General features: G+C 73.8%; 19 protein-coding genes. 15 read left to right on the forward strand and 4 right to left on the reverse strand.

Going from position 1 to position 21,133, the window contains the following annotated elements:
* Positions 1 to 68 precede the first annotated feature (68 nt).
* On the reverse strand, positions 69 to 671 hold the full coding sequence (locus NQU55_RS33830) for a DUF3043 domain-containing protein (protein ID WP_168095058.1): 603 nt from the start codon (positions 669 to 671) through the stop codon (positions 69 to 71).
* A gap of 278 nt (positions 672 to 949) precedes the next feature.
* Here NQU55_RS33830 and NQU55_RS33835 point away from each other — a divergent pair, with 278 nt between their 5' ends.
* The 6 genes from NQU55_RS33835 (at position 950) to NQU55_RS33860 (ending at position 7,266) form a co-directional block, all read left to right on the forward strand.
* A complete protein-coding gene (locus NQU55_RS33835; protein ID WP_168095057.1) occupies positions 950 to 1,744 on the forward strand; it encodes a PspA/IM30 family protein in 795 nt (264 codons plus the stop codon).
* A gap of 44 nt (positions 1,745 to 1,788) precedes the next feature.
* Positions 1,789 to 2,067 (forward strand): PspA-associated protein PspAA, encoded by a 279-nt coding sequence (gene pspAA / locus NQU55_RS33840; protein ID WP_168095056.1) that lies wholly within the window; start codon positions 1,789 to 1,791, stop codon positions 2,065 to 2,067.
* Between the two features lie 99 nt (positions 2,068 to 2,166).
* Entirely contained in the window at positions 2,167 to 3,393 is a 1,227-nt protein-coding gene (locus tag NQU55_RS33845) for a sensor histidine kinase (protein ID WP_256791723.1), read from the forward strand.
* A 262-nt stretch (positions 3,394 to 3,655) separates the two neighbouring features.
* The gene (locus NQU55_RS33850; RefSeq protein WP_168094792.1) at positions 3,656 to 4,714 is read left to right on the forward strand and encodes a nicotinate-nucleotide--dimethylbenzimidazole phosphoribosyltransferase; all 1,059 of its coding nucleotides are present in this window, start codon (positions 3,656 to 3,658) and stop codon (positions 4,712 to 4,714) included.
* Positions 4,715 to 4,780: 66 nt separating this feature from the next.
* Entirely contained in the window at positions 4,781 to 6,547 is a 1,767-nt protein-coding gene (locus NQU55_RS33855; RefSeq protein ID WP_168094791.1) for a phosphatidylglycerol lysyltransferase domain-containing protein, read from the forward strand.
* Entirely contained in the window at positions 6,544 to 7,266 is a 723-nt protein-coding gene (locus tag NQU55_RS33860; RefSeq protein ID WP_206329754.1) for a hypothetical protein, read from the forward strand. Before NQU55_RS33855 ends, NQU55_RS33860 begins: the two co-directional genes overlap by 4 nt.
* Here NQU55_RS33860 and NQU55_RS33865 read toward each other — a convergent pair.
* Entirely contained in the window at positions 7,233 to 7,970 is a 738-nt protein-coding gene (locus NQU55_RS33865) for a hypothetical protein (protein ID WP_168094790.1), read from the reverse strand. The two genes, NQU55_RS33860 and NQU55_RS33865, sit on opposite strands and share 34 nt — an antisense overlap.
* 75 nt (positions 7,971 to 8,045) lie before the next feature.
* On the opposite strand from NQU55_RS33865, the gene NQU55_RS33870 reads away from it, so the two are divergent.
* The 6 genes from NQU55_RS33870 (at position 8,046) to NQU55_RS33895 (ending at position 16,188) form a co-directional block, all read left to right on the forward strand.
* Positions 8,046 to 8,843 carry an adenosylcobinamide-GDP ribazoletransferase gene (locus NQU55_RS33870; RefSeq protein WP_168094789.1) on the forward strand — a complete coding sequence of 266 codons (798 nt, stop codon included), beginning with the start codon at positions 8,046 to 8,048 and terminating at the stop codon, positions 8,841 to 8,843.
* A gap of 308 nt (positions 8,844 to 9,151) precedes the next feature.
* Entirely contained in the window at positions 9,152 to 10,678 is a 1,527-nt protein-coding gene (locus tag NQU55_RS33875) for a leucyl aminopeptidase (protein WP_168094788.1), read from the forward strand.
* A gap of 305 nt (positions 10,679 to 10,983) precedes the next feature.
* Positions 10,984 to 12,372, forward strand: a complete 1,389-nt coding sequence (gene lpdA, locus NQU55_RS33880) for a dihydrolipoyl dehydrogenase (protein ID WP_030364620.1) — start codon at positions 10,984 to 10,986, stop codon at positions 12,370 to 12,372.
* 49 nt (positions 12,373 to 12,421) lie between these two features.
* Positions 12,422 to 14,200: a 2-oxoglutarate dehydrogenase, E2 component, dihydrolipoamide succinyltransferase gene (gene sucB, locus NQU55_RS33885; protein WP_256791724.1), complete on the forward strand. Its 1,779-nt coding sequence runs from the start codon at positions 12,422 to 12,424 to the stop codon at positions 14,198 to 14,200.
* Positions 14,201 to 14,393: 193 nt separating this feature from the next.
* The gene (locus NQU55_RS33890; RefSeq protein WP_168094883.1) at positions 14,394 to 15,017 is read left to right on the forward strand and encodes a GntR family transcriptional regulator; all 624 of its coding nucleotides are present in this window, start codon (positions 14,394 to 14,396) and stop codon (positions 15,015 to 15,017) included.
* A 205-nt stretch (positions 15,018 to 15,222) separates the two neighbouring features.
* Positions 15,223 to 16,188, forward strand: coding sequence for a helix-turn-helix transcriptional regulator (locus tag NQU55_RS33895; protein ID WP_168094882.1), 966 nt, complete (start codon positions 15,223 to 15,225; stop codon positions 16,186 to 16,188).
* A 45-nt stretch (positions 16,189 to 16,233) separates the two neighbouring features.
* Here the strand turns inward: NQU55_RS33895 and NQU55_RS33900 are convergent, their stop codons facing one another.
* On the reverse strand, positions 16,234 to 17,211 hold the full coding sequence (locus NQU55_RS33900) for an SDR family oxidoreductase (RefSeq protein ID WP_168094881.1): 978 nt from the start codon (positions 17,209 to 17,211) through the stop codon (positions 16,234 to 16,236).
* A gap of 169 nt (positions 17,212 to 17,380) precedes the next feature.
* Between NQU55_RS33900 and NQU55_RS33905 the strand changes: the two genes are divergently transcribed.
* Positions 17,381 to 17,899, forward strand: a complete 519-nt coding sequence (locus NQU55_RS33905; protein ID WP_168094880.1) for a DUF4240 domain-containing protein — start codon at positions 17,381 to 17,383, stop codon at positions 17,897 to 17,899.
* A gap of 24 nt (positions 17,900 to 17,923) precedes the next feature.
* Here the strand turns inward: NQU55_RS33905 and NQU55_RS33910 are convergent, their stop codons facing one another.
* Positions 17,924 to 18,418 carry a GNAT family N-acetyltransferase gene (locus tag NQU55_RS33910; protein ID WP_168094879.1) on the reverse strand — a complete coding sequence of 165 codons (495 nt, stop codon included), beginning with the start codon at positions 18,416 to 18,418 and terminating at the stop codon, positions 17,924 to 17,926.
* Between the two features lie 63 nt (positions 18,419 to 18,481).
* Here NQU55_RS33910 and NQU55_RS33915 point away from each other — a divergent pair, with 63 nt between their 5' ends.
* A complete protein-coding gene (locus tag NQU55_RS33915) occupies positions 18,482 to 19,390 on the forward strand; it encodes a TIGR01777 family oxidoreductase (protein ID WP_168094878.1) in 909 nt (302 codons plus the stop codon).
* A 173-nt stretch (positions 19,391 to 19,563) separates the two neighbouring features.
* A complete protein-coding gene (locus tag NQU55_RS33920) occupies positions 19,564 to 20,889 on the forward strand; it encodes an NAD(P)/FAD-dependent oxidoreductase (RefSeq protein ID WP_168094877.1) in 1,326 nt (441 codons plus the stop codon).
* The last annotated feature ends 244 nt before the right edge of the window (positions 20,890 to 21,133 follow it).

Below are 21,133 nucleotides of genomic sequence, written 5' to 3' on the forward strand. Positions count from 1 at the left end.
GTTCCGTAAGCCTCCGAGCCCCCGGAGCCACCCCTCCGCACCGGCACCGAAGCCGGGCGCGAAGGCGCTCAGGGCTTCTCCCCGCGCTTGACCTTCGGCTTGGGCAGGCGCAGCCGGCGCATCTGGAGCGTGCGCATGATGGCGTAGGCCACCGCGCCGCGCGTGTTCTCGTCGGGGAAGCGCTGCTTGAGGGCGCGCTTGAGGGAGATGCCGGTGACCGCCGAGTTGATGACGATCAGGCCGATCACGATCATCCACGCGAGGAGCACGTACGTCTGGAACGCGCCCTTGTTGATCATGCTGAGGATCAGGATGAGGACGGCGAGCGGCAGGAAGAACTCCGCCACGGAGTACCGCGAGTCCACGAAGTCGCGCGCGAAGCGGCGGACGGGGCCCTTGTCGCGGACGGGCAGGTAGCGCTCGTCCCCGTTGGCGAGGGCCTCGCGCTGCTTGGCCAGGTCGGCCCGGCGGGTCTCGCGGGCGCGCTTGGCGGCGTCCTTGCGGTTGGCGGGCGTGTGCGCCATGGCGCGGCGCTGGGAGTTCGCCTCGCTGCGCTTGGGGGTCGGGCGGCCCTTGGGGGCCTGCGGGTCACGGGGCTGCTGGGGCTGGTCCGCGGTCACCTTGGCGGCGGCGGCCTGCTCATCCTTGGAAGTGGAACGGCTTCGGAACACGAAACCCAAGGGTACGGGGTAAGGGGAGCGGGCACCCGCCCGTCCGGGGGAACGATCCGGCAACGGCGGCCGTTGCCCTTGTTGTTCCCCCGCTCCTTCCCGGACTTCTCCCCGGGTGGACGTCTACTCCCTGCGCCGGAGGACGGCGGCCGCCTGATCGTCCTGGAGGAGGAGCGCATCGGGGCCCGAACAGTGCGGTAATGGAAGCAGGGCCCTTACTGTGGGGTCTGCAAGGTGTGCTGGAGCCGAAGTCCGTCAGAAGGGGGCGCGCGAGGCCCATGAGCGGTGTCATGAAGCGTATGGGGATGATTTTCCGCGCGAAGGCCAACAAGGCCCTGGACCGGGCCGAGGATCCGCGCGAGACCCTCGACTACTCGTACCAGAAGCAGCTCGAACTGCTCCAGAAGGTGCGCCGCGGCGTCGCGGACGTCGCCACCTCCCGCAAGCGCCTGGAGCTGCAGCTCAACCAGCTCCAGGGCCAGTCCTCCAAGCTGGAGGACCAGGGCCGCAAGGCCCTCGCCCTGGGCCGCGAGGACCTGGCCCGCGAGGCCCTCTCCCGCCGCGCGGCGCTGCAGCAGCAGGTCAGCGACCTGGAGACGCAGCACCAGACGCTGCAGGGCGAGGAGGAGAAGCTCACCCTCGCCGCCCAGCGCCTGCAGGCCAAGGTCGACGCCTTCCGCACGAAGAAGGAGACCATCAAGGCCACCTACACCGCCGCCCAGGCCCAGACCCGCATCGGCGAGGCCTTCTCCGGCATCTCCGAGGAGATGGGCGACGTCGGCATGGCCATCCAGCGCGCCGAGGACAAGACGGCCCAGCTGCAGGCCCGCGCCGGTGCCATCGACGAGCTGCTCGCCTCCGGCGCGCTCGACGACCCCACGGGCATGGCCAAGGACGACATCACCGCCGAGCTCGACCGCCTCTCCGGCGGCTCGGACGTGGAGCTGGAGCTGCAGCGCATGAAGGCCGAGCTGGCCGGCGGCAGCGCCCCGAAGCAGGCCATCGAGGGCGGCAACGGCGGCCAGGCCGCCTCCCGCGCCGAGCAGGAGCGCCCGCGCTTCGACAAGCAGTAGTCCGCAGGTCCCAGGCACTCGCACCGACCGAGGGAGAGACCGTCATGATCGTACGGATCATGGGGGAAGGGCAGTGGAGGCTCGACGACGCCCACTTCGTCGAGCTCAACAAGCTCGACGACGAACTCCTGGAGGAGATGGAGAGCGGTGATCAGGAGGGCTTCCGCCGCACGCTCGACGCCCTCCTGGAAGCCGTGCGCCGGCTGGGCGGCCCGCTGCCCGACGACGCCCTGGAACCCTCCGAGCTGATCCTGCCCGCTCCCGACGCGAGCCTCGACGAGGTCCGCGCGATGCTGAGCGACGACGGCCTCATCCCCGGCTGACCGCCCGGGCCCGCTCCGCCCGGTACCGGCACTCCAGCACCCGCCGCGCCCCTGTCCCCCACCGGGACGGGGGCGCCGCCACGAGACGGGACTTCCCCGATGAGCTCGCTCGCCGTTCCCGGCATGGCCCGCCCGCACCGCTGGCTGCGGGCGCACCCGGTCGCCGCCGACTCGCTGCTGTCCCTGGCCGTCTTCGTGATCGTCCTCATCGGGTCGTTCGCGGGGCGGGGCCGGGCCACGGAGGCGCCGGGGGCCGGCTTCCTGGCGCTGAGCGCGCTGACCTGCGCCGCGCTGGCGGCGCGGCGGTCCGCCCCGCGCACCGTCCTCGGCGTGACGTCCGCCCTGACCCTGGCCGAGATCGCCACCGACCGCGGGGGTCCCCCGCGCACCCAGATCGCGATGGCCGTGGTCGTGGCCCTCTACACCGTCGCCGCGCGCACCGAGCGCCCGGCGGCCTGGCGCTTCGCCCTGGCCACGGTCGCGGGCCTGACCGCGGCCGTGATGGTCCTCGGCGCGCCGCCCTGGTACTCCCCCGAGAACCTCGGGCTCTTCGCCTGGACGGCCCTGGCCGGGGCCGTGGGCGACGCCGTCCGCAGCCGCCGGGCCTACGTCGCGGCGATCGAGGAGCGGGCGGTACGGGCCGAGCGCACCCGCGAGGAGGAGGCGCGGCGGCGGGTGGCCGAGGAGCGGCTGCGGATCGCCCGCGAGCTGCACGACGTCGTCGCCCACCACATAGCGCTCGTCAACGTCCAGGCCGGGGTCGCCTCGCACATCATGGACAGCCGCCCCGAACAGGCCAAACAGGCCCTCGCCCACGTGCGGGAGGCCAGCCGCTCGGCGCTGTCGGAGCTGCGCGCCACGGTCGGGCTGCTGCGGCAGTACGGCGACCCGGAGGCGCCCACCGAGCCCGCGCCCGGCCTCGGCGTGCTCGACCAGCTCGTCGACGGGTTCGCCCGGGCTGGGCTGGACGTGACGGTCACGGGCGGGCCCGAGGCGGTCGCGGCGGTGGGGACGCTGCCGGCGGCGGTCGACCTGACGGCGTACCGCGTCGTCCAGGAAGCCCTGACCAACGTCCACAAGCACGCGGGCCCCGGGGCACGGGCCGAGATCACGCTGACCCGCGGCCCGGACGCCCTGTCCGTGACCGTCCAGGACGACGGCACGGGGTGCCCTCCCGGCGGGTCCGCGCCCACGGGCGGGCACGGCCTGGTGGGCATGCGGGAACGGGTGGCGGCACTGGGCGGCGAATGCGTGGCCGCTTCCGGCGAGGGGGACACGGCGGGCTTCTGCGTCCGGGTGGTGCTTCCGTTGCGGGGGCGGACGTAGGGGCGGGCCTCAACCGGGCGCCGGGCGCCGGACTTCCCGCCGCAGCGGCGCGCAAGCCCTGCGGACCTGCCCGGCGTGCCGGACGGCCTCCCCTGCGGCCGGTTCGGCACCGCCGGTCGCCTCCGGTGGGGGCTGAGCGGCGCTGCGGCGGATTCAAGAGGCGCCGCCTTGACCCGGTCGCCCCGCAGGCGTCCCGTGCCGAACCGGCAGCAACCCGTACGAGCCAGGTCTAGCCGCCCTCCGGGCGGGTAGGGTTCGGCGGATGAGCGGTCTGAATCTTGATGACTTCGCCACGCTGATCGAGCGCCCCGATCCGGGCGTGCGGCGGGACGCGGAGGAGCGGCGGGAGCGGCTCGGGCTGCGGCCCGGGGCGCTGGGGCGGCTGGACGAGCTGGCCGAGTGGCTCGCCGCCGCGCAGGGGGCGGTGCCGGTCAAGCCGGTGGAGCAGGTCACTGCCCTGGTGTTCGCGGGCGACCACGGGGTCGCGAAGCTGGGCGTCTCCGCGGGCCCCGAGGGCGGCGCGGCGGTCCTGGTGAAGGCGGCGCTGGCCGGCGAGAGCGCGGGCGCGGTGCTGGCCCGGCGGGCCGGGGCGCGGCTGCGCGTGGTCGACATGGCGGTCGACTGCGATCCGGCGGAGCTGCCGGAGGAGGTGACCCGGCACCGTGTCAGGCGCGGATCCGGCCGAATCGACATCGAGGACGCGCTGACGCCCGAGGAGGCGGAGGCGGCGTTCCGTGCGGGCATGGCCATCGCCGACGAGGAGGCGGACTCGGGCACCGACCTGGTGGTTCTGGGCGACCTGAGCGTCGGCGGCACCACGGCGGCCGGCACGCTGATCGGCGCGCTGTGCGGCACGGACGCCTCGGTGGTGACGGGCCGCGGCGGCTTCGGCATCGACGACCTGGCCTGGATGCGCAAGTGCGCGGCGATCCGGGACGGCCTGCGCCGGGCCCGCCCGGTGCTGGGCGACCAGCTGGAGCTGCTGGCGGCGACGGGCGGCGCCGATCTGGCCGCTGCCACGGGTTTCCTGCTGCAGAGCGCGGTGCGCCGCACCCCGGTGATCCTCGACGGAGTCGTCTCCGCGGCGTGCGCGCTGGTCGCGCAGCGGGTCGCGTTCCGGGCGCCGGACTGGTGGCTGGCCGGGCAGGCCGGCGGCGATCCGGCGCAGGCGAAGGCGCTTGACCGGATGGCGCTCAACCCTCTGCTCGATCACGGCGTCACTGTGGGCGAGGGGACAGGGGCGCTGCTCGCTCTGCCACTGGTGCAGGCGGCCGCGGCCCTGGCGGCGGACCTTCCCGAGCGACTTCCGGATCGCGGCTGACCTTCCAGGCGGCCGGTGTGAGGAGCGCGGAGCCCGCCGCAGACGGTGCCCCAAAGATGATCTTTCATGGGAGAAGTCCGCTTGACTCCGGATGAGGGCGCGCCCGCCGGCCGCAGGTCACGGCGCGCCGCCGCGTTCGCCGTGTGGTACCTGCGCTTCGTCACCTTCGTCAATCTGCTGAGCGCGGTGTGGGTGTCGTTCGGCGCGGACATCCGGCGCCACAACGACGCGGAGTTCTTCACTCCGTACCTGCTGACGGCGGGCTTCGCGTCGGCGCTGTGGTCGTTCGTCATGGCGGTCACGCTGCGCCGGCGCAAGCGCGCGTCGTGGATCCTGAATCTGGTGCTGGCCGGGCTGTTCCTGGTGTTCATGGCGACGCTCATGTTCTCCCCGGAGTTCAACCGGCACGCGCTGAACTGGTTCTCGCTGGTGGCCACGGGCCTCTTCGTGGGGGCCCTGCTGGCCGGCCGCAAGGAGTTCTACGCCAAGGGCGACCGCTCCAACCCGAAGCTGGCGGCGATCGTCGCCGTCGTCGGCCTGCTGGTCACCTCGCTGACGGCGGCGCTGCTGGTGCGGGCCGCGAACGACGCCCCGGACGAGTTCCGGGCGACGTTCCTCGACCGCTGGCACTACGGCTTCATGCGGCTGATCTCGCTGCAGGTCGACGAGAGCGCCTACCCGGGGCTGTCCGTGCCCGGATGGGTGGACGTCACCATCAACGTGATGAGCTCGCTCCTGCTGCTGGTCGTGGTGTACGCGGCCTTCCGGGCCCGCCGCGCCACCGACCCGCTCACCGCCGAGGACGAGGAGAAGCTGCGCGCCCTGCTCGACCGGCACGGCGACCGCGACTCCCTCGGCTACTTCGCGCTGCGCCGCGAGAAGAGCGCCATCTGGTCGCCCAGTGGCAAGGCCGCGGTCACCTACCGCGTCGTGGGCGGGGTCTCGCTGGCCTCCGGCGACCCCATCGGCGACCCGGAGGCCTGGCCCGGGGCCATCGAGCCGTGGCTGGCGGAGGCGCGCGAGCACGGCTGGATCCCGGCCGTCATGGGCGCGAGCGAGGAGGGCGGCACGGTCTACGCGCGCCACGGCATGGACGCCCTGGAACTCGGGGACGAGGCCATCGTGGACACCGCGGAGTTCACCCTGGAGGGCCGCGCCATGCGCACCGTGCGGCAGGCGTACAACCGGGTCAAGCGCGCCGGCTACACGGTGCGGATCCGGCGCCACGAGGACATCCCCGAGGAGGAGATGGCACGGCTGCTGCAGCGCGCCGACGACTGGCGCGACGGGGCGACCGAGCGCGGCTTCTCGATGGCGCTGGGCCGGCTCGGCGACGCGCTCGACGGCCGCTGCGTGATGCTGGAGTGCCACGACGGCAGCGGTGAGCTGCGCGCCCTGCTGAGCTTCGTGCCGTGGGGCCCCAAGGGGCTGTCGCTGGATCTGATGCGGCGCGACCGCGACTCCGAGAACGGCCTGATGGAGTTCATGGTCATCGAGCTGCTGCAGCAGGCCAAGGGGCTGGGCATCCACCAGGTGTCGCTGAACTTCGCGATGTTCCGGTCGGTCTTCGAGCGCGGCTCCAGGCTGGGCGCGGGGCCGGTGCTGCGCGCGTGGCGCTCCCTGCTCAGCTTCTTCTCCCGCTGGTGGCAGATCGAGTCCCTCTATCGAGCAAATGCGAAATACCGCCCCATCTGGGAGCCTCGTTTCATGCTGTTCGAGAAGAGCAGCGATCTGCTGCGGATCGGCATCGCGAGCGCACGCGCCGAGGGCTTCCTGGAGGCCCCCGGCCTGCCCAAGTGGCTCAACCGCAAGCACCTGGAGAGCCGACGATGAACCGCGCGGCGCTGCGACGCGCCGCGCTGACCGAGTGGGGCCCGCTGGCCGGGACCGTGCGGCGGGCGCTCGTACGCAAGAAGCTCCGGGCGATCCCGATGACCCTCGCGGCGGTCCTCCTCACCTCCGTCTTCCAGATCGTCCAGAACCAGTCCTGGGGCTTCGATCCGGTGCAGCGGATCGGCTCGGTGCAGGCCCAGCTGCCGTGGTGGCCGGCGCTGCTGCGGACGCCGCTGTCGCTCTTCGTCCCGGCCCTGGACCTGCCGGTGTGGGGCGCGCTGGCGCAGGTCCTGCTGGTCTTCGGCATCGCCGAGATCTGCCTGGGCAAGTGGCGCACGCTGGCCATCTCCTACGTGGCCACGCTCGCGGGGACGATGTACGCGCGGCTGGCCGTCCACATCGGTCCCGACTCGGTGTTCGGGCTGCCGCCCGAGGCCGCCAAGGTCGTCGACACCGGCCCGTCGGCGGCCGTCGTGGGGCTCGCGATCTTCGTCTCCTGGCGCTACCGGGCCTGGTTCACCTGTGCCGCGGTCGTCCTCGCGATGGCCGTGGAGGTGGTGATCAAGCCGAACCTGGCGGGGAAGGAGCACATCGCGGCCGTCGTCGCGGTGCTCGCGCTGTGCGCGGCGGACGAGGTGCGGCGCAGCCGCCGCGGGGCCCGCGCGCAGGAGGAGGTGGAGCGCGGTCAGCGGTCCGGGGCGCCCGCCAGCAGGTCGTGAATCCTGTGGCGGACCGCCTCCCAGCGGGCGTCGTGCCGGTAGGCCCGCACCCGGGCCCGGCGGCGGGCCCGCGGCCGGTTGCGGTAGAAGCGCCGCGCCCACGGTGAGCCGGGGCGGGCCAGGCGCACCGCGCCGAAGAGGGCGACGAAGGGGACCACCGCGCCGATCAGGGCGATCCGCGGCTTGCCCTTGGCCAGGGCGAACAGCGCGATCAGGAAGTTGACCAGGACGTTGACGACCACGAGGCCGCGGTCGTGCAGCTCCTCCGGGGTCAGCTCGTTCACCCCGAAGGGCAGGAATCCGGCCAGTACCAGGCCCACGAGGGCCGCCGTGAGCACGACGAGCTCGACGCTCTTGCGGCCCTGCTCGGTCCAGTAGACGTCGTCCAGATGCAGGACCAGCGCGAACTCGTCGAGGACGAGGCCCGCCCCCGTGCCGAACAGGACGGCCGCGGTCATCGCCCCGAAGCCGTGCCGGCCCGAGGCGACGGCGCCGAAGCCGCCGATCACGGTCAGCACCACGCCGGGCACCACGTGGTGGACGTGCATCCCGCCGGGGCTGATGTTGCGGAAGGGGCCCTTGCCCGCGCGAATCAGACGGGTGATGACGCGGGTCACCAGGAAGGTCAGGACGAAGGCCGCCAGGGCGAGCAGCAGGGGCAGCTTCCCCGGCTCCACGATGTTGCGGCTCAACCACTGGCCCATGACGTACGCACCCGCTCCCGATCGGCCCTCCACCGGCAACCTACTGCCCTCGGCGGGCCGGATAGTGTGCCCGCGATGACCGACACGACACCCGCGCGCGCCACCTCCGGCGACGCCCTGCGCTTCGCCTTCGGCACGCTCACCGTGCTGCCCGTCCGCCTCACCCGCTGGGACCGCCCCGCCGCGCGCGGCGGCATGCTCGCGGCGCCGCTGGCGGGGCTCGCGGTGGGCGCGGGGGCCGCGGCGGCGGGGGCGGCGCTCCTGGCGCTGGGGTCCGGGCCGCTGCTCGCGGCGGTGGCCGCGGTCGCCGTGCCGGCGGTCCTCACCCGCGGGCTGCACCTGGACGGCCTGGCGGACGTCGCGGACGGGCTGGGCAGCGGGAAGCCGGCGGACGACGCGCTGCGCATCATGAAGCAGTCGGACATCGGGCCGTTCGGGGTCGTGACGCTCCTGCTCGTCCTGCTGGCGCAGGTGGCGGCGCTGTCCGGGGCGTACGCGGCGTCCCCGCTGCGGGGGGCGCTCGCGGCGCTGACGGCGGCCGTGACGGCCCGCTGCGCCCTGACCCTCGCGTGCCGCCCCTCCGTGCCGGCGGCCCGCCCGGAGGGCCTGGGGGCGGCCGTGGCGGGCGCGGTGCCGCCGCGCGGCGCGCTGGCGGCCGGGGTGGCGGTGGTGGCCGCCTGCGCGGCGTGGGGCGCCCTCCTGGGCCCGTACGGCCCCCTCCGCACGGCCGCGGCGGCCGCGGTCGGCCTCATCGGCGCGGAGCTGCTCCTCCGCCGGTGCGTGTCCCGCTTCGGCGGCGTGACGGGCGACGTCTTCGGCGCCCTCGCGGAGACGGCGGCGACGGCGGCCCTGGTGACCCTGTCCCTGGGCTGACCCGGCCCGGCGCCGCCGGTGAACAGGGCGCCCACCGGGCACTTCTCACCGCCGCAACGACGGGAACCCCACTCGACCGGCCCGGCGGTGCCCGTTCCGGCCGAGCCGGCCGCCGCACCGCCGGTACGCGCCACGACGGCTGATCACCGCTGCGGCGGAGACGGTCGCGGGCCCGGCGCCGACCGAACCACGCACTCCTGAACGACCCTTGGATGCCCCCCACAGCGATATGGCGCATACGATGCCCGGGGTGCGGCCGACCCACCCGCTCGGCCGAGAAACTCAACGGAAGTAGGGACCTCACCACCGTGTCTGCTCTGACTCTCAGCACTTCCAGTGCGGCGACGCTGCGCGCGGACGCCGTCGTCATCGGCGTGGCGAAGGGCCCGAAGGGCCCCGTCGTCGCGGCCGGCGCCGAAGCCGTTGACAAGGCCTTCGACGGCAAGCTGGCCGCCGTCCTGGAGGCCCTCGGCGCCACCGGCGGCGAGGGGGAGACGACCAAGCTCCCCGCCCCGTCCGGGCTGAAGGCCCCGGTCGTGCTGGCGGTCGGCCTGGGCGAAGCCCCGGCGAAGGACGAGGGCTTCGCCCACGAGGCCCTGCGCCGCGCCGCGGGTTCCGCGGCCCGTGCGCTGGCCGGTACCAAGAAGGCCGCGTTCGCGCTGCCCGTCGAGGACGCCGACGCCGCCGGCGCGGTCGCGGAGGGCGCCCTGCTCGGCGCGTACTCCTACCGCCCGGCCGGCACCGCAGCGAAGAAGAACGACAAGAACGACAAGGGCGCCCCGCTCGCCGAGATCGCCCTGCTGGGCGGCAAGCCGCGCGACAAGGCCTTCAAGGCCGCGGCCGAGCGCGCCACGACCGTGGCCGAAGAGGTCAACCGCGCCCGCGACCTCGTCAACATGCCGCCGAACGAGCTCGACCCGAAGACCTTCGCCGCCGCGGCCCAGACCGCCGGCAAGGAGTTCGGCCTCAAGGTCGAGGTGCTGGACGAGAAGGCCCTGCTGAAGGGCGGCTTCGGCGGCATCATGGGCGTCGGCCGCGGCTCGGACGCCCCGCCGCGCCTGGTGCGGATCGGCTACACCCACCCGAAGGCGGAGAAGACCCTGGCCCTCGTCGGCAAGGGCATCACCTACGACTCGGGCGGCATCTCCCTGAAGCCGGCCGGCCACAACGAGACCATGAAGTGCGACATGGCCGGCGCGGCCGCCGTGTTCGCCGCGGTCGTCTCCGCCGCCCGCCTGGGCCTGCAGGTCAACGTGACGGGCTGGCTGGCCCTCGCGGAGAACATGCCCTCCGGCTCCGCCACCCGCCCGGGTGACGTCCTGAAGATGTACGGCGGCAAGACCGTCGAGGTCCTCAACACGGACGCCGAGGGCCGCCTGGTCCTGGGCGACGCCCTGGCCCGCGCCTCCGAGGAGAACCCGGACGCGATCGTGGACGTCGCCACCCTGACGGGTGCCATGGTGCTCGCGCTGGGCAACCGCACGTTCGGCGTCATGGGCAACGACGACGCGTTCCGCACCTCGGTCTACGAGATCGCCGAGGAGGTCGGCGAGCAGGCGTGGCCGATGCCGCTCCCGGCCGAGCTGCGCAAGGCCATGGACTCCCCGGTCGCCGACTTCGCCAACATGGGCGAGCGGATGGGCAGCGGCCTGCTCGCGGGCATCTTCCTGAAGGAGTTCGTGGGCGAGGGCATCGCCTGGGCGCACCTGGACATCGCGGGCCCGGCGTACCACGAGAGCGCCCCGTACGGCTACACCCCGAAGGGCGGCACCGGTTCCGCGGTCCGCACGCTGGTCCGCCTGGCGGAGCACACCGCCGCCGGCGACCTCGGCTAGGCGTCACCCACGGTCCGCACGGCCCGTACGGCTCGCACGGTCCCGCGGCTTTTGCCCGGGGCCGTGCGGATCCGTTCGCTTGTAACGAAATACCTCGGCCGTACGCACGAGTAACCCCCGAAGGTGACGCAACCGTCGCCTCCGGGACCGGCCCGGCGTCCCGCCGTCCGTCAACAAATGCGAAGATGTTGTCTCGGCAGGACAGGGCCCCCCTAATCACAGGGCCGAAGAAACGCGGCCGAACGACAGCCGCCGCCCGGTCATCGGTGACCGGCTCCGGCGTACCCATGCATGGAGGACGTGACGTGGCGAACGACGCCAGCACCGTTTTCGACCTAGTGATCCTCGGAGGCGGTAGCGGCGGTTACGCCGCCGCCCTGCGCGGAGCGCAGCTGGGTCTCGACGTCGCCCTGATCGAGAAGAACAAGCTGGGCGGCACCTGCCTGCACAACGGCTGCATCCCCACCAAGGCGCTGCTGCACGCCGGTGAGGTCGCGGACCAGGCTCGCGAGAGCGAGCAGTTCGGTGTCAAGGCCACCTTCGAGGGCATCGACATCGCGGGCGTCCACAAGTACAAGGACGACGTGATCGCCGGCCTGTACAAGGGCCTGCAGGGCCTGGTCGCCTCCCGCAAGGTGACCTACATCGAGGGCGAGGGCCGCCTGTCGTCCCCGACCTCGGTCGACGTGAACGGTCAGCGCGTCCAGGGCCGCCACGTCCTCCTCGCGACCGGCTCCGTGCCGAAGTCGCTGCCGGGCCTGGAGATCGACGGCAACCGCATCATCTCCTCGGACCACGCGCTCGTCCTGGACCGCGTCCCGAAGTCCGCGATCATCCTGGGCGGCGGCGTCATCGGCGTCGAGTTCGCCTCCGCGTGGAAGTCCTTCGGCACCGACGTCACCATCGTCGAGGGCCTGAAGCACCTCGTCCCGGTCGAGGACGAGAACAGCTCCAAGCTGCTGGAGCGCGCGTTCCGCAAGCGCGGCATCAAGTTCAACCTCGGCACCTTCTTCCAGAAGGCGGAGTACACCGCCGACGGCGTCAAGGTCACCCTTGCGGACGGCAAGGAGTTCGAGGCCGAGGTGCTGCTGGTCGCCATCGGCCGCGGCCCGGTCTCCCAGGGCCTGGGCTACGAGGAGCAGGGCGTCGCGATGGACCGCGGCTACGTCCTGGTCGACGAGTACATGCGCACCAACGTGCCGACCATCTCGGCCGTCGGTGACCTCGTCCCGACCCTCCAGCTCGCGCACGTCGGCTTCGCAGAGGGCATCCTGGTTGCGGAGCGGCTGGCCGGTCTCAACCCCGTGCCGGTCGACTACGACGGCGTGCCGCGCGTCACGTACTGCCACCCCGAGGTCGCTTCCGTCGGCATCACCGAGGCGAAGGCCAAGGAGCTGTACGGCGCCGACAAGGTCGTCGCTCTGAAGTACAACCTCGCGGGCAACGGCAAGAGCAAGATCCTGAAGACCGCGGGCGAGATCAAGCTCGTCCAGGTCAAGGATGGTGCCGTCGTCGGTGTCCACATGGTCGGTGACCGCATGGGCGAGCAGGTCGGCGAAGCCCAGCTGATCTACAACTGGGAGGCGCTGCCGGCCGAGGTCGCGCAGCTCATCCACGCGCACCCGACGCAGAACGAGGCTCTGGGCGAGGCTCACCTGGCCCTGGCCGGCAAGCCGCTGCACTCGCACGACTAAGTCCCGAGCGCACCACCATCCGCACTACTCGTAAGGAGCAACCGCAACCATGGCGGTTTCCGTAACCCTGCCGGCGCTCGGCGAGAGCGTGTCCGAGGGCACCGTCACCCGTTGGCTCAAGGCCGAGGGTGAGCGCGTGGAGGCCGACGAGCCGCTGCTCGAGGTCTCCACCGACAAGGTCGACACCGAGATCCCGGCCCCCGCGTCCGGCATCCTCGCCTCCATCAAGGTGGGCGAGGACGAGACGGTCGAGGTCGGCGCCGAGCTCGCGATCATCGACGACGGCAGCGGCGCCCCCGCCGCCGCCCCGGCTCCGGCCGCTGCCGAGGCTCCGGCCCCGGCCGCCGAGGCCCCCGCCGCCCCGGCCGCTCCGGCCGAGGCCGCCCCCGTGGCCGGGGCCCCCGCGGCCCCGGCCGCCGCCGAGGCTCCGGCCGCCGGCGCCGCCCAGGGCACCGACGTGGTCCTGCCCGCGCTGGGCGAGTCCGTCACCGAGGGCACCGTCACCCGCTGGCTGAAGCAGGTCGGCGAGACGGTCGAGGCCGACGAGCCGCTGCTCGAGGTCTCCACCGACAAGGTCGACACCGAGATCCCGGCCCCGGTCTCCGGCGTGCTGCTGGAGATCGCCGTCGGTGAGGACGAGGTCGCCGAGGTCGGCGCCAAGCTGGCCGTGATCGGTGCCGCGGGTGCGGCTCCGGCCGCTGCCGCTCCGGCCGCCCCCGCCGCCGCCCCGGCCGCCCCGGCCCCGGCTGCTGCTCCGGCCGCCCCGGCGACCCCGGCTCCGGCCGCGGCCCCTGCCGCTCCGGTCGCCCCGGTCGCCCCGGCCGCTCCGGCTCCGGCTCCCGCGCCGGCCGCTCCGGCCGCCCCCGCGGCGCCGGCCCCGGCCGCCGCTGCCGCCGTCACCGACGGTGCCTACGTCACGCCGCTGGTGCGCAAGCTCGCCGCCGAGAACGCCGTGGACCTCACCCGGGTCCAGGGCACCGGCGTCGGCGGCCGCATCCGCAAGCAGGACGTCATCGCCGCCGCGGAGGCCGCCAAGGCCGCCCCGGCCCCGGCTGCCGCCCCGGCCGCCGCCGCGCCGAAGGCTCCGGCCCTGCAGGCCTCGCCGCTGCGCGGTCAGACGGTCAAGATGCCGCGCATGCGCAAGGTCATCGCCGACAACATGATGAAGGCGCTGCACGGCCAGGCTCAGCTGAGCTCCGTGATCGAGGTGGACATCACCAAGATCATGCGGATGCGCGGCAAGGCCAAGGACTCCTTCGCCCAGCGCGAGGGCGTCAAGCTGTCGCCGATGCCGTTCTTCGTCAAGGCCGCCGTCCAGGCGCTGAAGGCCTTCCCGGTCATCAACGCCCGGATCAACGAGGACGAGGGCACCATCACCTACTTCGACTCCGAGAACGTCGGCATCGCCGTCGACTCGGAGAAGGGCCTGATGACCCCGGTCATCAAGGGTGCGGGTGACCTCAACATCGCGGGCATCGCCAAGAAGACCGCGGAGCTGGCCGGCAAGGTCCGCACCGGCAAGATCAGCCCGGACGAGATGTCCGGCGCGACCTTCACGATCAGCAACACCGGCTCGCGCGGTGCGCTGTTCGACACGGTCATCGTGCCCCCGAACCAGGTCGCGATCCTGGGCATCGGTGCGACCGTCAAGCGCCCGGTGGTCATCAGCCACCCGGAGCTGGGCGAGACCATCGCCGTCCGCGACATGACCTACGTGACGCTCTCCTACGACCACCGTCTGGTGGACGGCGCCGACGCCGCCCGCTACCTGACGGCGATCAAGGAGCTGCTGGAGGCCGCCGAGTTCGAGGCCGAGATCGGTCTGTAGTCCTCGCGGCACCGCAGGATGTCTCCAGGGCGCGGCCCCGGCTCGTTTCGTACGAGCCGGGGCCGCGCCCTTGTGCACCGCCGGGATAATCGAGTCACGCACCGAGTCACCACCGCCCGCACCCCCGCACCACCCCGCACTACCGCGCACCACCCCGCACTACCGCGCACCACCCCGCTGAGGAGCCTCTCCCATGGCCACACCCGTCGTGCACTCGCTGCGTGAGCAGATCCGCGAGCACATCCTCGAAGGGATCGTCGGCGGGCGCTGGCAGCCGGGCGAGCGGATCGTCGAGCGGCGGATCGCCGCCGAGCTGGCGGTGAGCCAGACGCCGGTGCGCGAGGCGCTGCGCGAGCTGGAGTCCCTGCGGCTGATCGAGTCCTCGCCCAACAAGGGCGTCCGGGTCCGCGAGCTGACCGCCACGGACCTCAAGGAGAGCTATCCGGTCCGGGCCGGCCTGGAACAGGTGGCCGCGGAGCTGGCCGCGCCCGCGCTGGCCGAGGACGTCTCGGCGCTGGAGCCGGAGGTGGCCGCGCTGTACGAGGCGGACCGGCTGGGCGACGGCGAGGCGCAGGTGCGGCACACGGTCGCCTTCCACCGGGAGATCGTGAAGGCCGCGGGCAACGCCGTTCTGCTGCACACCTGGGAGTCGCTGGGCATCGAGGTGTGGACGACGCTGTCGATCCGCTGGCTCAGCCCGGAGCCCCGCGCCCACGCGGAGGACCACGCCGAGATCGTGGCCGCGTTCCGGCGGCGCGACCCGGCGATCGGGGAGCTGCTCAAGACGCACGTGCTGAGCTGCGCCCCGCGGATCTGAGCCCCCGCCGTTCCCCGTCGCATGGTTTCTGTTGGGTCTCAAGGATTGATCGATCATCGATCAGGGGCGTACAGTCTCCGTCGAGCCGTCCCGCGCGCCCTGTCCTGTGTCGCGGAACGGCTCAGAAGTGACGACAGGAGCCCGTGCGTCTTCCTGCCCTGGCTGCGCACCGGCTCCTGTCGCCACTCCCCTTAACCTGTGAGCCATGCGCGCCGCACGGCTGATCAAATTGGTGCTGCTGCTCCAGTCCCGCCCTTCGATGACGGGCACCGAACTGGCCCGGCAGCTGGAAGTCTCCGAGCGCACTATCGCCCGGGACGTCCTCGCGCTGTCCGAAGCGGGTGTTCCCGTCTACGCCGACCGCGGCCGCACGGGCGGCTACCGCCTCGTCGGGGGCTACCGCACGCGCCTGACCGGCCTCGGCCGGACCGAGGCGGAGGCGCTGTTCCTCTCCGGGGTCCCCTCCGCGCTGCGCGAGATGGGCCTGGCCGACGCGGCCTCGGCCGCCCGCCTCAAGGTCTCCGCCGCCCTCCTGCCGGAGCTCCGCGACGCCTCCGCGTCCGCGGCCCGGCGCTTCCACCTCGACGCACCCGGCTGGTGGCGCGAGGGCGACCCGCCGCCCCTGCTGCCCGCCGTCGCGGACGCCGTGTGGGACGACCGCCCCGTCACCGCCCGCTACCGGCGGCGGGACACCGAGGTCGAGCGCGAGCTGGAGCCGTACGGACTGATCCTCAAAGGGGGCGTCTGGTACGTCGCGGCCCGCGCCGGCGGGCAGTTCCGCGTCTACCGGGTGGACCGCTTCACGGCCGTGGCCGCCGGGGCGGACCGCTTCGAACGGGACGAGGCGTTCGACCTGCCGGCCTTCTGGGAGGAGCGGGCGGCGGAGTTCGCCCGCTCGATCCTGCGCGACCGCGTCGGCCTGCGCCTCACCCCGGAGGGCGCCCGGCGCCTGCCGCACGTGACGGACGGCGCGGCCGCCGCCGACGCCCTGGCGGCCGCCCCGGACCCCGACCCCCTCGGGCGCGTCACGGTCGCCCTGGCCGTGGAGTCCCTGGAGGTGGCCTACGAGCAGCTGCTCGGCCTGGGCCCGGAAGCGGAGGTCCTGGACCCGCCGGAGCTGCGCGAGCGCTTCGCGGAAGCGGCGAGAAGGATGGCCGGGCTGTACCGCTGAGGCCGGCGCGGCGGGGCGGGGGCCCGCCCCGGACCCGCTCCACCGTCAGCGGTAGTCCGCCTCCCGGGGCTCCTCCCCCGCCTCCAGGGCGGTGATGTACCCCCACGCGTCCGGCTGTGTCCCGTCGGTGTCGGTGAAGCCGTAGACGCGGGCCAGCTGTCCGCTGGACAGCGACTGCCCGTTCCACCGCGCCACCTCGGGGTCGCCGGCGAGCGCGGCCACCGCGCGCCCGACGTAGGCCGGGCTCTCCGAGATGCAGAAGTGCGGGTCCTCCCGCAGGGCGTCGCGCCAGGTCTCCTCGGTCACCTTCTTGTACGTGTCCAGCATCGCCTCCGACCGCAGGTACCCCGGCGTGAGGCAGACCGCGGTGCACCCGAGGTCCCGGAGCTCCTCGGCGAGCCCCTTCGCCATGCGGATCGGCGCGTACTTGGCGAGGTCGAAGGCGAGGTGACCGCGGTAGTTCGCGTTGTACTCGGCCGTCCCGTCGGTCACCTCGACCACCAGCCCGCCGGGCCGCCGCGTCAGCAGCGGCAGCGCGAAGCGGCTGGTGATCAGGTGGGAGTCGATGCCGAGCCGCAGGATGCGCAGGTCCGCGTCCAGGTCGTGCTCCCACATCTTCCTGGTGAAGGCGTCGGGGAAGCCGACGAGGTGATCGCCTCCCCACAGGCCGTTGACGAGCACGTCGAGCCGCCCGTGGTCGCGCTCGACGCGCTGCACGAGCGCCTCCACCTGCGCCGGCTCCAAGTGGTCGGTGGGCACGGCGATGCCCGTCCCTCCGGCCTCCGTCACCAGTTCGGCCGTCTCCTCGACGGTCTCGGGCCGCCCGACCTCGCTGCGGTGCCCGCGCGTGGTCCGGCCGGTCACGTAGACGACCGCACCGGCCCGGCCGAGCTCGACCGCCGTCGCGCGGCTCGCGCCGCGGGTGGCCCCCGCCACGAGCGCGACCTTCCCCGCGAGCGGCCGGCCGCCCTGCGACTGCGTCTGCGTCTGCGTCTGCGTCTGCGTCTGTGCCTGCGTACCCATGTCCTCGGGTCTCCTCTCTCGGTACGGTCGTGACCCTGTCACCGAAACAAGACACCCTCTGTCCTGTTTCACGCGTCACACCGCGCCCGGTGGCACGCCCCGGTAACGAGACGGCCGCATCCGCCCCGCTCCGCGTGCGGGGGCCGGTGCTTGGCCCGATGCTGGTGGCGTGGACGAGACGGAGTTCTGGGAACTGATCGACGCCACGCGCGAGGCCGCCGAGGGCGACGCCGAGGACCAGGCGGACCTGCTGGTCGAGCGGCTGATGCAGCTCGACCCCGAGCGCGTGGTGGACTTCGCCCGGCACTTCGAGTCCCGCTACAACCGCGCCTACCTGTGGGACCTGTGGGGCGCGGCGGCGGTCATGCTCAACGGCGCGAGCGACGACGTCTTCGACTACTTCCGGTGCTGGCTGATCGGCCAGGGCCGGGAGGTGTTCGAAGGGGCGATGCACGACCCGGACCGGCTCGCCGAACTCCTGGAGGACTTCGACGAGGAGGTCGACGGGGACGGCGAGGACCTGGGCTACGCGGCCGACGAGGCGTACGAGCAGCTCACCGGGGCCGAAACCCCCGACCTGGGGCTGCCCGACCAGCCGGCGGAGCCGCTCGGCACGCCCGTCGACCCGGAGGACGAGGCGGCGCTCGCCGAGCGGTTCCCCGCGCTGTGGGAGCGGTTCAGGGAATAGGGGCCCGGCTCAGGGAGTCAGGAATCAGGGAGCCAGGGAGCGCCCCATCATCACGTCGTCGACGTAGGCGCCCTCCAGCAGGAACTCCCCCGGCAGCACGCCCTCCACGACGAAGCCCTCCGAGGCGTACAGGCTCCGGGCGGGCGCGTTGTGCCCGAGCACCCGCAGCGTGAGCCGGACCGCCCCCTGCCGCAGAGTCTCCTCCGCCGCCGCGCGCAGCAGCGCCCGGGCGACGCCCTGCCCGCGGAAGTCGTCGTCCACCGCCAGCCCCTGGATCTGCCGCACGTGGGCGTTGCAGGCGAGCGGCGTGGGCGCCACCAGCCGTATGTAGCCCGCGAGCCGGTCACCGGCCTCGGCCACCAGGATGTGCTCCGGGCGGTTCCGCTCGGTGAAGAACGGTTCGTACGGCGGCTCGGGCCGCGGCTGCACCGCGTGCAGGGGGGACCATGTGCGCCGGTCCAGCTCGGCGAGGGCTGCGCCGTCGGCCTCGGTGGCCGTACGGATGATCGGATTCACCATGGGGCCACTGTGCCAGGCGCGCCCCGCGACCCCTCTGCCATTTTTTCGGGACCCGCGGGCAGGATGAGGCGTATGCGGATCGCGATCACCGGTTCCACCGGGCTCATCGGCACGGCGCTCGTGCGCTCCCTGCGAGCGGACGGCCACGAGGTGGTACGCCTCGTGCGGCGCGAGGCCCGCGCGCGGGGCGAGGTCTCCTGGGACCCCCTGCGGCAGACCGTCGACGCCTCCGGTCTCGCCGGCTGCACGGGCGTGGTGCACCTGGCGGGGGCGGGCGTCGGCGACCACCGCTGGACGGCCTCCTACAAAAAGGAGATCCGGGACAGCCGCGTCCTCGGCACCGCCGCCGTCGCCGAGGCCCTCGCCTCCCTCGACACCCCGCCGCGCGTGCTCGTCAGCGGCAGCGCGATCGGGATCTACGGAGACACGGGCGACCGGCTCGCCGACGAGAGCACCCCGCCCGGGCACGGCTTCCTCGCCGGCGTCTGCCAGGAGTGGGAGGACGCGGCCGGGCCCGCGGCCGAGGCGGGCGTACGGACCGTCTTCGCGCGCACCGGGCTGGTCGTGGCCCGCGAGGGCGGCGCGTGGGGCAAGCTCTTCCCGCTCTTCCGGGCGGGCCTCGGGGGGCGCCTCGGCAACGGGCGGCAGTACTGGAGCTTCATCGCCCTGCAGGACCACGTCGCCGCGCTCCGCCACCTCCTGGAGGCCGACGACGTGGCCGGGCCCGTCAACCTCACCGCCCCCCATCCGGTCACCAACCGTCAGGTGACCGAGGTGATGGGGCGCGTGCTGCACCGCCCGGCGCTGTTCCCCGCGCCCGCCCCGCTGCTCCGGCTGGCCCTCGGCGAGATGGCCACGGACGTGCTGGGCAGTCAGCGGGTCGTGCCCCGGCGGCTGCTGGACTCCGGCTTCTCCTTCACCTTCCCCGATGTCGAGAGCGCCGTACGAGCGGCGCTGGCGGACACACGCTGACCGCGGACCGCGCACGCGGCCGGCGGCCGTGCTACCCGCCGTGCGACCGTGCCCTGTCCGTGCGCGACTGTTATTGACCGAATTTCTCTCTACGGTCAAGTCAAATCGCGCATCGCCACGGCCCGTTGAGGGCATCAGGGCACCGAGCGAGCGGACCGAACCCGGGAGGGCACGTGCTCAGCAGCGCACGCGACACCGCTATCGACGCCGACGTCGTCATCGTGGGAGCCGGCCTCGCCGGGCTCTCGGCGGCGCACCGGCTCACGGCCGCAGGGGTTACGGTCGCCGTCCTGGAGGCCGCCCCCCACGTCGGCGGGCGGATGGCCACCGACCGCGCCGACGGCTTCCGGCTGGACCGCACGGCCCAGCTGCTCAACACCTCCTTCCCGGAGCTCCTCCGCACCCCCGGCCTCGACGCGCTCGTCCTGAAGCCGTTCACACCGGGGGTCCTCGTCCACGCCGACGGGCGCAACCAGCGCACGGCCGAACCCCGCACGGCCAAGCGCGCGTTCACCACGGCACGGGCCCTCGCGACCGCGGCGCGGGCGTCCCGGGCCGGCGGCCTCGACCAGGCCCGGCTGGGCACCGCGCTGGGCCGCCTCGCCGCCCTGCCCGCCCACCGCGTCCTCGCCCGGCCCGACCGGACCACCGCCGAGACGCTCGCGGGCCGCGGCCTGCCCGCCCGCACCGTCGAGGTGTTCCTGCGGCCCCTGCTGGCGTCCCTGCTGTGCGATCCGGACCTGACCACGTCCAGCCGCTGCGCCGACCTCGTCCTGCGGGGTTACGCGCGTGGCCGCCTCTGTCTGCCGGCCGGCGGGGCCGACACCGTACCGGCGCTGCTGGCGGACCTGCTGCCGCCCGGCACGGTGCGCACCGGCGTCCACGCCAAGGCCGCCTGCACCACCTCCGTGACCACCGCCGAGCACGGCGTCCTGCGGTGCCGCTCGGTCGTCGTGGCCACGGGTGCGCGCGCCGCCGCCGAACTCATCCCCGGCCTGCGGCTGCCCGGCTTCCACCCGGTGACCGTGCTCCACCACACCGCGGACGAACCACCGCTGCGCGAGGCGTCGCTCATCATCGCCGCGGGCCGCCGCGGGCCCGTCGCCCACACCATGGTGACCAGCGAGGTGGACCCCTCGCGGGCGCCGGCGGGGCGGCCCCTGATCACCTCGACGGTGCTGGGCGCAGCCGCGGGCCTGCCCCTCGCCGAGCTCGACCGCGCCGCGCGCGCCCAGCTCGCCCGCGTCTACGGCGCCCCGGCCGCCGGCTGGCAGCTCCTCGCGGCCCACCACGACCCGGAAGCGGTCCCGGCCATGCCGGCCCCCCACGACGTCCGCCGCCCGGTGCGGCTCCTGTCGGGCCTGTACGTCTGCGGCGACCACCGCGACACCAGCACGGTCCAGGGAGCCCTGTTCTCAGGCCGGAGGGCCGCACTGGCAGTCCTCCGGGACCTGGGCATCCGAGCCCCCCAGGACACGGAGGAACTGCAGGCGGCGTAGGCGAGCGGCGGCCGGTGCGGCACCGCCGGGCACCTCCGGTGGGGGCTGAGCACCATGGCGGGGGGGGGGCTGCCCGGCCGACCGGACTCGCACCACTGAAGTCCGGGAGGCCAGGCCTCTCGAACCCGCCGCGACGGCGCTCAGCCCCCACCGGGGATCCCGGCGGTGCCGAGCGCCCCCGGCCGGGGCTCCGCACGAGCCCGCCGCGGGCGACCCCACGGTGGGGGCACCGCAATGCTGCCTG

This window comes from Streptomyces telluris (assembly GCF_024519335.1).
Taxonomy (GTDB): Bacteria; Actinomycetota; Actinomycetes; order Streptomycetales; family Streptomycetaceae; genus Streptomyces; species Streptomyces telluris.

Coding starts and splice junctions, on each gene's coding strand:
- sucB (WP_256791724.1), top strand. CDS start 12,422: ATGGCGGTTTCCGTAACCCTGCCGGCGCTCGGCGAGAGCGTGTCCGAG.
- NQU55_RS33835 (WP_168095057.1), top strand. CDS start 950: ATGAGCGGTGTCATGAAGCGTATGGGGATGATTTTCCGCGCGAAGGCC.
- NQU55_RS33860 (WP_206329754.1), top strand. CDS start 6,544: ATGAACCGCGCGGCGCTGCGACGCGCCGCGCTGACCGAGTGGGGCCCG.
- NQU55_RS33855 (WP_168094791.1), top strand. CDS start 4,781: ATGGGAGAAGTCCGCTTGACTCCGGATGAGGGCGCGCCCGCCGGCCGC.
- NQU55_RS33895 (WP_168094882.1), top strand. CDS start 15,223: ATGCGCGCCGCACGGCTGATCAAATTGGTGCTGCTGCTCCAGTCCCGC.
- NQU55_RS33910 (WP_168094879.1), bottom strand. CDS start 18,418: ATGGTGAATCCGATCATCCGTACGGCCACCGAGGCCGACGGCGCAGCC.
- NQU55_RS33870 (WP_168094789.1), top strand. CDS start 8,046: ATGACCGACACGACACCCGCGCGCGCCACCTCCGGCGACGCCCTGCGC.
- NQU55_RS33915 (WP_168094878.1), top strand. CDS start 18,482: ATGAGGCGTATGCGGATCGCGATCACCGGTTCCACCGGGCTCATCGGC.
- NQU55_RS33890 (WP_168094883.1), top strand. CDS start 14,394: ATGGCCACACCCGTCGTGCACTCGCTGCGTGAGCAGATCCGCGAGCAC.
- NQU55_RS33900 (WP_168094881.1), bottom strand. CDS start 17,211: ATGGGTACGCAGGCACAGACGCAGACGCAGACGCAGACGCAGACGCAG.
- NQU55_RS33850 (WP_168094792.1), top strand. CDS start 3,656: ATGAGCGGTCTGAATCTTGATGACTTCGCCACGCTGATCGAGCGCCCC.
- NQU55_RS33845 (WP_256791723.1), top strand. CDS start 2,167: ATGAGCTCGCTCGCCGTTCCCGGCATGGCCCGCCCGCACCGCTGGCTG.
- pspAA (WP_168095056.1), top strand. CDS start 1,789: ATGATCGTACGGATCATGGGGGAAGGGCAGTGGAGGCTCGACGACGCC.
- NQU55_RS33865 (WP_168094790.1), bottom strand. CDS start 7,970: ATGGGCCAGTGGTTGAGCCGCAACATCGTGGAGCCGGGGAAGCTGCCC.